The organism is Luteimonas sp. YGD11-2 (assembly GCF_004118975.1).
Taxonomy (GTDB): domain Bacteria; phylum Pseudomonadota; class Gammaproteobacteria; order Xanthomonadales; family Xanthomonadaceae; genus Luteimonas; species Luteimonas muca.
On sequence record NZ_CP035376.1, the window covers coordinates 2,613,834 to 2,627,271 of the forward strand.

The 13,438-nt window shown below is 68.8% G+C and carries 7 protein-coding genes and 1 tRNA gene; 1 reads left to right on the plus strand and 7 read right to left on the minus strand.

Annotated features, from left to right (window positions below; genetic code table 11):
• Nucleotides 1-382 precede the first annotated feature (382 nt).
• The 7 genes from ERL55_RS12080 to ERL55_RS12110 form a co-directional block, all read right to left on the minus strand.
• Entirely contained in the window at nucleotides 383-4,747 is a 4,365-nt protein-coding gene (locus ERL55_RS12080; protein WP_129136635.1) for a DEAD/DEAH box helicase, read from the minus strand.
• A 410-nt stretch (nucleotides 4,748-5,157) separates the two neighbouring features.
• Nucleotides 5,158-6,030, minus strand: a complete 873-nt coding sequence (locus tag ERL55_RS12085; RefSeq protein ID WP_129136636.1) for an Abi family protein — start codon at nucleotides 6,028-6,030, stop codon at nucleotides 5,158-5,160.
• 154 nt (nucleotides 6,031-6,184) lie between these two features.
• A complete protein-coding gene (locus tag ERL55_RS12090; RefSeq protein WP_206733316.1) occupies nucleotides 6,185-8,857 on the minus strand; it encodes a DEAD/DEAH box helicase family protein in 2,673 nt (890 codons plus the stop codon).
• Entirely contained in the window at nucleotides 8,854-10,650 is a 1,797-nt protein-coding gene (locus tag ERL55_RS12095; protein ID WP_206733317.1) for a site-specific DNA-methyltransferase, read from the minus strand. The genes ERL55_RS12090 and ERL55_RS12095 overlap by 4 nt, the downstream gene beginning before the upstream one ends.
• A 155-nt stretch (nucleotides 10,651-10,805) precedes the next feature.
• Nucleotides 10,806-11,198, minus strand: coding sequence for a type II toxin-antitoxin system VapC family toxin (locus ERL55_RS12100; protein ID WP_241685759.1), 393 nt, complete (start codon nucleotides 11,196-11,198; stop codon nucleotides 10,806-10,808).
• A 40-nt stretch (nucleotides 11,199-11,238) separates the two neighbouring features.
• Nucleotides 11,239-11,487 carry a DUF1778 domain-containing protein gene (locus ERL55_RS12105; RefSeq protein WP_129136639.1) on the minus strand — a complete coding sequence of 83 codons (249 nt, stop codon included), beginning with the start codon at nucleotides 11,485-11,487 and terminating at the stop codon, nucleotides 11,239-11,241.
• Nucleotides 11,488-11,621: 134 nt separating this feature from the next.
• Nucleotides 11,622-11,697: transfer RNA gene (locus ERL55_RS12110), tRNA-Lys, on the minus strand.
• A gap of 288 nt (nucleotides 11,698-11,985) precedes the next feature.
• Between ERL55_RS12110 and ccoN the strand changes: the two genes are divergently transcribed.
• Nucleotides 11,986-13,437 carry a cytochrome-c oxidase, cbb3-type subunit I gene (gene ccoN / locus ERL55_RS12115; protein ID WP_129137335.1) on the plus strand — a complete coding sequence of 484 codons (1,452 nt, stop codon included), beginning with the start codon at nucleotides 11,986-11,988 and terminating at the stop codon, nucleotides 13,435-13,437.
• Nucleotide 13,438 lies beyond the last annotated feature (1 nt).

Sequence of the window (13,438 nt, forward strand, 5' to 3'; positions counted from 1 at the left end):
CTACCACATCCGGCCGCCGGCCATCCATGGCCGACTCTGGACATCCCCCTGCGTCCGCGACGGGCTCCGACCTGTCGTCGTCCCGGGGGACGACCAGATCAACGACGGAGAACGCGCGCGCGGGGGAGAAGGCCCCGCGGTGGTCGCTGTTGATCTCCGCGCCGAAGCCGGCGGAAGCAGGAGCCGGTCGCGTGCCCAGGGGGGTGTGCGGACAGCCGGCCATGGATGGCCGGCGGCCGGCCGTGGTAGCTGGACGCGGACTCCGGCCGGGGGAGCACACCCCCCTGGGCGCGCGACGGGCAGCGCGGATCGCGGCGGAGCGGCTTGGACGCCGGGAGCACTTCGATCGGTGCTTCCGCGGTGTAGGGAGGACAACCTCACTTCAGCCCGGGCTGCCGGCAGCCGCTACGGTCGGGCCCGGCAGATCCACGACCACCCGCCGTGCCACCACTTCACGCACCAGCGCAGCGCGGGCCGCCGCCGCGGTTTCGGCGTCGAGCGATGCATCCACCTCGATAGCATCACCCAGCCGCGTCGCCACCACATGCCCGTCGCGCAGCACCAGGCGCGCGCCCGGCTGGCGTGGCAGGCGCTCGCCGGGCAGCACCGTGCCGGCAAGGTTGAGCGGGTCATGCGCCGACACGCAGACCAGTTCGCCTGTAGGCGGACGGTTGCGGACCGCACGCAGCAGGCCGACCGCCTCGGGCAGCGCGTACTGCTCGCCGGCGATGCCCGCCACGAAGCGTCCGCCGCGGATCTCGCCGCGCGCCTCCAGCCTGCGGTACACGCGCACCAGTTCGCGCCACGGCGGCAGCCAGTCGGGTTCGCGCTGCAGCATCCGCCAGCCGGCCACCCCGTAACGGCGCAGCAGCACGCGCGCCACGTATTCGATGTCGTCGGCGCCCGCGTCGGCTTCGTCACGGCGGGCCGGCCCCCAGCGGCCGGCATCGGCGATCCCCGACAGCGCGACCCTGCGCCCGCGTCGTCCCGCGGCCGGGCGTTTCGACGGCGGCACCAGCAGCGCGCGCAGGCCGGCGAAGCTGTCGCAGTGCGCCAGTCCCGCGGCCACCAGTTCCGACAACGCGTCCTCGAGTTCGGTACGCAGCAGGCGCGCATCGTCCTGCAGCTCGTCGAAGAACGACGCACCCTGCCGCTGCAGCACCTCGTGCAACCGGCGCGCACGCGATGACAACCCCTCGGCGTCCATCGGCGCAGGCGCCAGCCGCGTCCAGCGCGCCGCCTCGCGGCGCGGCAGCAGCACGACCGGCGTGGCGCGAAGGGTGCCGCTACGCCCTGCAACCGGCTCGCCGGCGCGTGGCCGCAGGCGCAGCCAGGTCGTGCGGCCCGCGGTGCACAGCTCGTCGAGCCAGGTGATGGCGTAATCGCGCACCCGCAATGCCAGCAGCTCGGTTTCCCACGCGGATGCGGGTGCCTCGAAACCTTCGAGCTGCGACAGCACGCCCGCAAGTGCATCCGCACCGCTGCTGCGCGTGGCTGCGGTCACGCGCTGCCAGTCGCACAGGAAACGCACATAATCGGCGACCGCGACCGGCTCGATCTCGCGCCGCAGCCGGCCCAGGGTGTCGCGGTGGATGCGCGCAAGCAGGCCGCGCTCGCACCACTCGAGCGCCGCGCCCCCGGTGAACCGGCCCTGCATCGCCGTGCCCTCGTGTTCCAGCACCCGCAACGCCTGCTCGACCACCCCCACGTCCAGGCGAAGTGGCCGCGCGAGGGCATCCGCCTGCACCGGGCCGAGCGCGCCGAGCCGGGCGCGTACGAATTCGACAGCCGCGGTATCGGCGTCCCAATCCCCGATGCAGTCCGCAGGCACCACCACCGCAGGCGTCACCGGTGCCTGCGGGTGCAGCGCGCGCAGCAGTGGCAGGCGCTCGGTGGCGACATGCAGCACACCATCGCCCAGCGCCATGCGCGTCGCCCGGCCGCTCGCCTGCAGCGAATCGACAAGCGCCGGCCACTCCGGCGTGCGTTGCAGCTCGGCCTCGTCGAGCGCCCCCAGCAGCATCAGCGCATCGTGCAGCTCGTCGGCGGTCGACGCCTCCGGCCAGGCTTCGTCGCGCACCCGCGCGATCGCCGCGGGATCGAGACGGCCGAGATCATCGGCACTGGCAGGGTCCGCATACCGTCGATGCTGCACCGCCTGCGTGCGGCGCTCTTCCAGCGGTGCATCGTCAAGAAACGCGTAAGGCCGCGCATTGCAGGGCTCGGCGGCCAGCGGCGACGGCGAGGTCAGGTCGCGGGCGACGACCTGGATATCACCCGCCTCGATCGCACCCAGCACCTGCAGCCAGCCGGGCGCATCCATCGCGTCGTGCAGGCAGTCGCGCAGGGTCTGCGCGACCAGCGGATGGTCGGGGATCTCGCGCTCGCCGACGATGTTCTCCAGGCACGCGACCTGGTCGGGGAACACCGCCGCCAGCAGGTCCTCCGCCCGCATCCGCTGCAGCTGCGGCGCCACCTTGCGGCCGCCGGTGAAGCGCGGCAGCGCCAGCGCGGTGGTCGCGTTCCAGCGCCAGCGCACGCCGAACAGTGGCGCATCCAGCAACGCCTGCACCAGCACGTCGAGCGCGCTCGCCGAATGCAGGAAGCGCGCCACGTCCTCCAGGGGGAAGCTGTGGCTGGTCGACAGCGACAGCACGATGGCGTCCTCGGTGGCCGCGGCCTGCAGCTCGAAATTGAAGGTACGGCAGAAGCGCTTGCGTAGCGCCAGGCCCCAGGCGCGGTTGATGCGGCTGCCGAACGGCGCGTGGATAAGCAGCTGGGTGCCACCGCTGGCGTCGAAGAAGCGCTCCAGTACCACGCACTGCTGCGTGGGCAGCACGCCCAGCGACGCGCGTGCCGCGCCGAGGTAGTCGACGATCTGCCGCGCGGTTTCCGGCGACAGCCCGACCCCGCGCTGCAGCCAGTCGCGGGCGTCGGCATGCATGTCCTCCGGCGCCGCGGCCGGGGTCGCGTCCAGGCGTTCCGCCACCTCGGCACGCAGGCGCGACACACCCGCCGACAGCGCGTCGGTACGTCCCGGCGCCTCGCCCAGCCAGAACGGGATCGTCGGCGGCAGCCCGTGCGCGTCCTCCACCCGCAGCCGCCCCGGCTCCACGCGCAGGATCCGGTAACTGGCATTGCCGAGCTGGAACACATCACCGGTGAGGCTTTCGACTGCGAAGTCCTCGTTGACGCTGCCGATGCCGTGGCCATCGGGCTCCAGCATCACGGTGTAATCGCCGATTTCCGGGATGGTGCCGCCGGACATCGTCGCCACCATCCGCGCGCCCTTGCGCGCACGCAGGCGACGGTGCACCGCATCGCGATGCACCCAGGCCGCGCGGGGACCATGGCGGCCGACGTAGCCGTCGGCAAGCATGCGCACCACCGCATCGAAGTCATGGCGTTCCAGCGCCCGGTACGGCCAGGCGCGGCGCACCAGCTCGAACAGCGCATCCTCGTCCCAGTCCTGCGCGGCGGTCTCGGCCACGATCTGCTGCGCCAGCACGTCGAGCGCGGCCTGCGGGATACGCAGCACGTCGAGTTCGCCACGACGCACGCAGTCCAGCAGCGCGGCGCACTCCACCAGCTCGTCGCGGCTGGTCGGGAACAGCCGCGCCTTCGGCACGCCGCCGACGTGGTGGCGCGAACGACCGGCGCGCTGCAGGAATGCGGAGATCGAGCGCGGCGAGCCGATCTGGCAGACCAGGTCGACATCGCCGATGTCGATGCCGAGTTCCAGCGACGCGGTCGCCACCAGCACCTGCAGCTCGCCGCGCTTGAGCCGCTGTTCGGCATCCAGCCGCGCCTCGCGCGACAGGCTGCCGTGGTGCGCGGCCACGTGTTCACGGCCCAGCAGCTCGCCGAGATGGCGTGCGGCGCGCTCGGCCATCCGCCGGGTGTTGACGAACACCAGGGTGGTGCGATGGGTCTGTGCCAGCTGCGCGATGCGCCGGTAAACCTGCTGGGCCTGGTCGGTGGACAACACCGCCGACAGCGGCGTGGGCGGCAGTTCCAGGCCGAGGTCGCGCGGGCGGTCGCTACCGACATCGATGATCGCGCAGTCGGGCATTACATCGTCGGCGGTGGCGCCCACCAGGAAACGCGCCACGGTATCGATCGGCTTCTGCGTCGCCGACAGGCCCACGCGCACCAGCCGCCGCCCCGCCAGCGCATCCAGCCGCTCCAGCGTCAGCGCGAGGTGGCTACCGCGCTTGTCACCGGCCACCGCGTGGATCTCGTCGACGATCACGCTGCGCGCCGTGCGCAGCATGTCGCGGCCGGATGCCGAGCCCAGCATCACGTACAGCGATTCCGGCGTGGTCACCAGGATATGCGGCGGGCGGCGACGCATCCGCGCGCGCTCGGCCTGCGGGGTGTCGCCGGTGCGCACGGCGGCGCGGATCGGCACGTCGTCGAAGCCGAGCGCCGCGAGCTGCTGGCGGATGCCGGCCAGCGGTGCTTCGAGGTTGAGCTGCACGTCGTTGGACAGCGCCTTCAGCGGCGAGACGTAGATCACCGCTGTCTCGTCGACCAACCCGCCGGCGGTCGCCAGGCCCTCGCGCACCAGCATGTCGATCGCGGTCAGGAAGGCCGTCAGGGTCTTGCCCGACCCGGTCGGTGCGGACACCAGCACGTCGCGCCCGGCACGGATCGCCGGCCACGCCGCCGCCTGCGCCGGAGTCGGCGCGGGGAATGCGCTGGCAAACCACTGCGCAACGGCGGGATGGAAGGGTTCGAGGGGCATGGGTCTCGCCTGCACGGCGACGGTGGCTTGCACATGCGGCGCGCCGGGATGCGCGACGTGGCGAACATAGCGGTCAGGATGCCCGATCTGCGCCCGGCGTGGCCGCGCTTCAACGCTGCCGGCCCGGGATGTTCAGGCCGCGGCCGGCGCACCGCTGCCCTCCGCGATCGCGGAGGGCGTCACCGCGATGGCAACGCCCCAGCACGCGCCGCATCAAGCGTCGCGGCTTCACCGATACGCAGGACATTAACGTCGGCGGGCACCGGTGCAGGAAACGCGGCAGCGCATGCCCACACCTACGCCGACCCCGCCGACTCGGATCCCCGGATCGATCCCGGGAAATGGCCCCGACAGCGACGCAAGCCGCGCAGGGACTGCGCGGTGTACCGCTGGCGCACCGCCGCGCGAACCTAGCGCCACAGGTGCCGCCCCCTCCAGTCCGCTGGAATCTTCATCGCGTCCAGCGGCACCGCGGGATGCGCGTCCAGCAGTGCCCAGAGTCGTTCGCGCCATTGGCAGCCGGGTGACACCAACAGCAGCATGTGCCTGAGCACAACCAGCATCCCGTACAGGCGGCCGTTGTCCGGGACCTGGTGCGGCCAGGTCAGGCTACGCGAAGGGAACCGTGGCCGGATCGCGAATTGACGGTTCCAGAGCCGCTTGTGGTGGGCGCAGACATTGCGCAGGTAGGTCAGCGCATGCAGCCAGCTGCGCAGGAACTGTTCATCCACCCCGTACTCTGCCGCGATCTTCTGTTTCAACGCCGGCGCCAGCGCAGCGTAGAGCTTGGATACTGCGCCGAAGGACAGCAGCTCGGTCGCCATCCAGACCGGCAAGTGGGGTTCGGAGGTGTACTTCTTCCGGAAGTGTCCCGCGAACGTCTCTTTCGCTCGCCTCTCCTCCCCGACCAGCTCGTCCATGAATCGGCCATGCTCGAAGCCGGGGGCGAAGTTGGCAGGGTCGGTGTGACCGAACGACCCGTAGGCGTGCGCGATCTCGTAGGTGATGGCCGTGCGGATTGCGACTTCGATGCGCTCGATGGCATCGAGCACCAGCAGCCGCAGCTTGCGGTCGAAGATGTACAGACCGGCCACATCGTTGAAGTCGGTACCGGCGCGGAAATCCTCGCCATCTTTGAACGGAAGGAAATAGGCGCTGAGGCGGTAATAGCTGACCTTCTGGAGCCATCGCATGGCCCGGTCGGGGTCAGGGATGGCCAGGCCGCGCTGCCGCAGCAAGTCCATTTGCTCGTCGAAGGTCAGGGCCGGCTTGGTGTAGTGCATTGTTCAGGCAATAAAAACCCGCCAATTATGCGCGTCACCTGCCGAGGCAGGGCTAAGCGTGGCGGGTGTGTTGCCGCAAAGATTACGGAATTCCGTTGTCAGCGGCAAGCTTCGGGCAGTCAGGCATTCAGTCCATGCGAACAGCGCGGTAGCCTCATCCCGCCGCACTGGCGGCCATCCAGTCCCAGGCTGGCGCCATCTCGTCCCAGTCAAAGGTGGCGCCCAGGCTCCCGTCGTCATTGACGACCCTGAGCTTGTCGCCGTCCTTGGTGACGAACATCACCTTCCCGTAGATCTTCGGTATACGGCGCGACTTGCGGGAGGCGTCCTTGGTGCTTTCCTTGGTTTCCACCAGCCGCGTCACCTCCGGCGCTCCCTCGGGATGCGAAAGACAGATGACGAAGTCCGGGTAGAAGTAGTTGCGGTGCTCGCCACGCACCAGCCGCACCGACCAGGGTTTGCGATCCGGGTTTCGGTGCCACCAAAGCACCGCGTCGTCCCGGTCCAGGGCTTCTACAAATGCGCGTTCCTCGTCATTCAGCCCCATGGAAGCGTCAAAGCCCGAGACGTGCCAACGGCCGCCCGCATACGGTGCGGTTGACTCGCCGAGCCTGGTCTGGGCATCGATGTCCAGACCATCCCGATCGTGCTGGAGCCGATCCTTGTGCGGTGGAATGACGCCATAGATGTTCTTGCGCGACGGTGCCAGTGGATGCTGCAGCGGGTACAGCAAGGCATCGGGCAGAGGCGCCGCGTCGTTCACCGTGGCAAAGCGCGCCACGCTGTCCTGCACCAGCTCGGTCAAGGCCTGGGCCTCCCGGCGGATGACCCAGCAGGCGGCATCGCGGGCGAGTTGCATCAGACGCTTCTCATCGTGGACAGCGTCACCGACTTCGGCCGGGGACATTTCGACGTCCGGCCGAAGCCGCTCGGCCAGCGTCGTCACGATGATGCGGACATCCTCATCCTCCACCTGCGGAATGCGCCGCAGGCAGCTCTCGGCCTCGCGCAGGAGGGCGCCCCGGTCAGTGATGATGGCCACCTCTTCCTCATGCCGCTGGCCGGCTGTCAGTTCCGTGTGGACCTCCTTCTCGCGCAGCAAGTGGTAGGTGGCACGCACGGCACTGGCGATCAGATTGCCATCCATCGGCAGCTCCATCGCCGCCTGTCGCGACACCTGCGCCATGTCGGCCAGCATCGGGCGGGTTTCCTGCTTGAGGCAGGCCGGCACGGCGGCCGACCGCATGCTGCGACGATACGGCTGCAGCCCCATGGCCTTCAGGGATTCGATCAACGCCTCTTCATCCGCCGGCAGCACCGCGGCCGCGCCAGCGCCAGCTGCCACGACACGGTCCCACCCCATCAGGGTCGTGCCGGGATCGAGTTCTGCAGCTCCCCCAGCGAACAGCCCTTCCTGCGCAGGCTCGCCGGGATTGCCCAGCTCCTTGACGGGCGCCCGTGAGGTCACAGCGTCCTGCGGCATCTCCTCGTAGGTCACCGGCATCTGCGGTGTTACCCGGTTGCTGAAAACCGTCGCCCCCGACGCGGTCTGCCGGGTCACCATGCGCTCGGTCTGGCCCTCCAGCTGGCTCTTGACCGCACCACTGGTATTCACGGCCGACTGGAACCCCTGCTGGGCCTCGGCATCGGCCAGGTAAACATAGGCCGTATCCAGCTCCGGCGGAATCGGCAGTGGCCTGGGAAACGCCTTGCGGATGGCAGGCGCCACCCGCATCACGCGCCCGATGAACTGCATGGCGAAGTCGGCGTCGTTCACCGGCTTGGTCGATGCGAGCACGAATGCGCGCGGCGCATCGAAGCCGGTACCGGCGGACTGCTTGAAGATCAGCACTTCCTTGCTGCTGTCGTTGGCGATGGCCGCCATCAGCACTGGGTCAGGATCGTCCGCCGAATGGGTTCCGATCACCGCGGGCGGCACCTTGCACAGCCGCACCAGCTCTGTCTGCGCCTCTTCGACCGCGTTCTTGCCATTGGCCACCTGCACCAGCAGCAAGGGCGTCAGGTCAACGCCGGCTTCCTGCAGCCTGCGCTTGAGCCACAGGTGCTGCAGCCAGGCCTGGCGCAGCACGGTGCGCTTGAGGTCCGCCACGGTGGAGACGCTATGCCGCAGGTCGTAGACCACCGCCTCGATGTAACGCTTGTTGAGCCGGGCTTCGACCACTTCCGAACGACTGACCACGAATGCTTCGCGCGCACCCTTCCCTGCCTTGGCCAGGAACTCGTCCAGGCGCGCATCCTTGGGCGTCGCGGTCGCCATCACCAGATAGTCCGGCGCCAGCCAGTGGGCGAACTGCCCGAACTCGGTGCCGTGGTCCAGGCCGATATGCGCCTCGTCCACCACCAGCCCGATCTTCAGGCCGCGCACGCGGGCCAGGGCCACGAACTCGTCCAGCGTCTGGCGCTCATCGTCGGCATCGCCGGCGTAGCCGGCCCGGCGATCCTTGGCACGAGCCACTGCCTGCGCGGTGGACAGCAGCACCGTCCCGGCCGTTGGCTCCTGGTTGCGTCCCTGCGCCAGCATGACCGGCGTCAGCCCCGGGGCATTGGCCAGCAAGGAGTCCTCGGTCTGCTGCACCAGGTTCACGAACGGCACGAACCACAGCCACAAGGTTGGTTGCGCAGCCGACACCTTGTCCAGCACGCCGGCGAGCATGAAGGTCTTGCCGGAGCCGGTCGGCGCGCGGAGCAGGCATGGCGGCGACGGGTGGCGCAGCAGGGCCGCCGCCATGCTGTCGATGATGGTCCGCTGGAATGCGGCGGGCACCAGCGCACTGGACTGTGCGGCGGCGAGATTGAGCGAACTCACGCCGCACCTCCGGCCTGGCCGTGGCGAAGTGCCTCATGCAAGCCGTAGCACGCCGCGTCCACGCCGTGGCTGGCCAGCGCCTCGGCCAGCGATTCGGGACGCTCGCTGTAGACGGCGATCCGCGCCACCCCGTTGGCCTGCACCCAGCCACCCAGGATCTCGATCGAGGCAGGGTCCACGCGCGTGCACAGCAGCACGTCGCAATCGTCGGCGCGGGCGATGAACTGCACCGCCTCCGCTCCGGACGGGCGCAGCGTCTGGGTCAGGCGCAGGCTCAGCAGCGGGTGGGCATGCGATGCGCCTGCCTCGAAGGGAATGTCGGCAGGCGCAATCTTGTCCAGCTGCAGATAGGCGAATTCGCCGCCCTGCCCGGCGCTGTATCCGGGCTTGCCGGCCCGGCCGGCACCGACCCGGCGCATGCGTTCGGCGCAGACATCGCGACAGATGTTCTTCGCCGGCTCCCTCGCCGTGGCTTCCGTGCTGGAGCACAGGATGTAGCGACGCCGGCCGTCGTCTTCGGCATTGAGTTCCAGCACCGCCCGCCCCGTCGTGCCCGAGCCGGCAAAGAAGTCCAGCACGATGTCGCCCGGCCTGGAGGCCTGGGTCAGCAGGGCCCGGATCAGCGCAGAGGGCTTCGGGTGCTGGAACGCCTTGGATCCCAGCTCCGCCTTCACCTCGTCGGTCGCCACGCCGCCGCGCGGGCTGCGCAGCACCTCCGGCTGTTCGTCCTCGTCTTCGGTATCGAAGTCGACGTCCTCGTTCAACCCGGCGATCCAGCTCGACAGTGGCGCAAGGCGCTCGCTCTCCGGCCTGCTGTCCCAGAAATCCTTGCGCGACGGGCGACCGGGCGCGATCGGCTTCCCGATCCAGAAGTCGAGGTCAGGCAGGTCTTCGCGCAGCAAGGGCGTCTTCTTCTTGGGGAGCATGGGTCCGTTCCCGGAACGGATGGCCTCAAGCAATGCGTCACGCGTCTTGAAGCGAAGTACGTCGTCACCATTGCAGGGCGGGAAGTAGATCAGCCGCTGTGCGATCAGCGCCTCGATGGTTTCACTGCGCAGCGCGGCCAGCGCGGCCTGCACCTGGTCTTCCGTGATCCCGTCCCGCCGCCGGATCTCCTGTTCGGATGCAAAACGCCAGACGCTGTCCGGATCGCAGGGATACCAGCAGCCGGTGTCCGGATCCTGGATCGGGTAATAAGTATTTGGGCGCTCAATCAGAGACTTGTTCGTAGTGATTGGACGCGGTGCCCAATCGCCCCGCGCATCCCCATCCGGGTTCCGGAATTTGCGCCGGTCCGTCGCCCGGCCGTTGAACCGGAATTCCGGATTGGCGTAGACGAGCACGTGCTCGTGCACATGGCTGAAACGCTGGCCCAGGTCATTGCCGGTGTCCTTGGTGCGCCAGGCCAGGCTGCCGACCCGTCGCCCGGGGAACACCTCGTCCATCAGCAGCTCCAGCCGCGCCCGGTTCTCGTCGTTGATCGACACCAGGATCACGCCGTCGGGCGTCAGCAGGTCGCGGGCCAGCCTCAGCCGCTGGTACAGGAATTCCAGCCACTGCGAATGGCGCCAGCGGTCGTTGGCGCCCACATAGCGGTCGTTGTAGACCCAGTCCTTGTTGCCGGTGTTGTAGGGCGGATCGATGTAGATCACCCGCACGCGTCCGGCATGGGTGGACTTGAGCAGTCGCAGGGCGTCGAAATTGTCGCCCTCGATGATCAGGTTACGGTGCGGCTCTCCGGGCGCCATCCCATCCGGCCGATGGCCCAGTTCGGGGACCAGGCGCGGCAACACGACATCGGCATTGAGTGCCTCGTCGCGCGCGATGGCGTCGCTTTCCCAGTACAGCCCCAGCTTGCGCCTGGTCAGATGCTCCACCAGCAGGCGGCGCAGCTCCGGCGCGCCCAGTTCCTCCAGGCGGGCCATCAGGGATCGTGCGTTGGCATTGGTCATGGCGGGCAGATGAGTTGGAGTGTCGGGTAGTAGGTGCGATACCGCTTCGCATCCCGCGTCAGCAGCGCCATGCCCTCGATAGCGGCATGGGCACCGATGTAGAAGTCGGGCAGCGGCGAAGTGCGCGCGCCCTTCGCGCGGCGGTACTGCAGGAAAGCCTTGCCGGCGAGGAAGCCGGCCTCCCACGGCAGCTCCAGACGGGTGAAGGCCTCAGCCGGCAGGGCCGCGTCCAGCTCCTCGATGCGCTCGAAGCCGACCGAAACCTCGGCGTAGATGATGGGGTTGATGCACAGCTCGGCCCCGTCGGCGCAGGCATCGAGCTGCGCCGCCGACCACTCGTACCAGTCCGGATCGTCTGTCAGCACGTCCAGCAGGACGTTGGCGTCCACCAGTACGCGTCTGGCTGCAGCCGGCGTCGCGGCGGGCGTGTCAGTCGCCACGGGTCAGCTGCATGATCTCGTCGGTGCCCATGCGCGCCGTCGCGCGGCCGCGCAGCCGCGCAGCCAGGCCGCCGCGGCGGGTCTTGGGCGGATGGGCGATGGTGGTCTCGGCCTCGCGCAGCGCGGCTTCGCGCACGAAGGTGGCCACCGGCAGGCCGTGCAGTTCGGCGGCGCGACGCAGGCGGTTCTTGTCCTCGACGCTCAGGCGCAGGTCGAGACGATCGGCGGTTGCGGTCATGTTGGCCTCCAAGTGCGTACGGCAGGCTACCGTACATGAAGGCAAGACGCGTGGACATCACAGTGGACCGTGGCGTTCAACACCCGGAAAGCGTACGCCCGGCCAGCGGCTCCCGAGCAGGCGACTGGCGCGAGTGGTGGGTCGTGATGGATTCGAACCATCGACCAGCGGATTAAAAGTCCGATGCTCTACCGACTGAGCTAACGACCCGTGAGCTGCAAGGCCGGCGGCGCCGGCGTGCAATCGTGGTGCGATTTTGCCACAGAGTGCCGGCTTCGCGTCGAACCGCGTGCACGGATACGCGCGATCGCGCGGCCGGCACGGATCGTGCATCGTGTCGCATGGCGCGGCCTCCGGCCCCGACGGGGCCGTTATCGCATGCTACAAACCGTGTGCGGTTGATCTCGATCAACCCGCCACCTCACGCAGGCGGCGACAATACGCCCGAACCAGGAGATCTGCATGGATTCCACACACTTGGCGCCCACCGGCGCCGGGATGGCGTCGGCTGCTGCCGTACGCAACGAGTACTACAACGACCGCGTCGTGCTCCAGTTCGCCGTTGCCACGGTGGTCTGGGGCGTGATCGGCATGCTGGTGGGCGTGGTGATCGCCGCCCAGCTGTACTGGCCGACGATGACCGACGGCATCTCCTGGCTGAGCTACGGCCGCCTGCGCCCGCTGCACACCAACGCGGTGATCTTCGCGTTCGGCGGCAGCGCGCTGATGGCCACCAGCCTGCACGTCGTACAGCGCACCTGCCATGTGCGGCTGCTGTCCGACAGGCTTGCCGCATTCGTCTTCTGGGGCTGGCAGGCGGTGATCGTGGCCGCGGTCATCACCCTGCCGATGGGCCTGACCCAGGGCAAGGAATACGCCGAGCTGGAATGGCCGATCGACATCCTGATCGCCGCGGTGTGGGTGTCCTACGCGGTGCTGTTCATCGGCACGATCGCGAAGCGCCGGGTGCGCCACATCTACGTGGCGAACTGGTTCTATGCCGCCTTCATCATCGCCGTGGCGCTGCTGCACATCGTCAACAACATCGCGCTGCCGGTGAGCCTGGGCAAGTCGTACCAGGTCTATACCGGCGCCGTGGATGCGATGGTGCAGTGGTGGTACGGCCACAACGCGGTCGGTTTCTTCCTGACCGCCGGCTTCCTCGGGATGATGTACTACTACGTGCCCAAGCAGGCCGGGCGCCCGATCTATTCCTACCGCCTGTCGATCGTGCACTTCTGGGCGCTGATCGCGGTGTACATGTGGGCCGGCCCGCACCACCTGCACTACACCGCGCTGCCGGACTGGGCGCAGTCGGTGGGCATGGTGTTCTCGCTGATCCTGCTGGCGCCCAGCTGGGGCGGCGCGATCAACGGGATCATGACCCTGTCGGGTGTGTGGCACAAACTGCGCACCGACCCGGTGCTGAAGTTCCTGATCGTGGCGATCAGCTTCTACATGATCGCCACCTTCGAGGGACCGATGATGTCGATCAAGACGGTCAACTCGCTGTCGCACTACACCGACTGGACGATCGGCCACGTGCACGCCGGCGCGCTCGGCTGGGTGGCGATGATCTCGATCGGCTCGCTGTATTCGATGCTGCCGCGCGTGCTCGGCCTGTCGAACATGTACTCGGTGCGCTGGATGGACCTGCACTTCTGGGTGCACACCCTCGGCGTGGTGCTCTACATCGTGGCGATGTGGATCGCCGGCGTGATGCAGGGCCTGATGTGGCGCGCCACCAACGACGACGGGATGCTGACCTACAGCTTCGTCGAGTCGCTGGCGGTCACCTACCCCTACTACATGGTGCGACTGGTCGGCGGGGTGCTGGTGGTCGCGGGCATGCTGCTGATGGCCGCCAACGTGTGGAAGACCTTCGCCATGGCGCGCGGCAACGGCCCGGTGCGCAATCCCGTGCTGGCGCCTGCCGCCGACCACGCCTGAC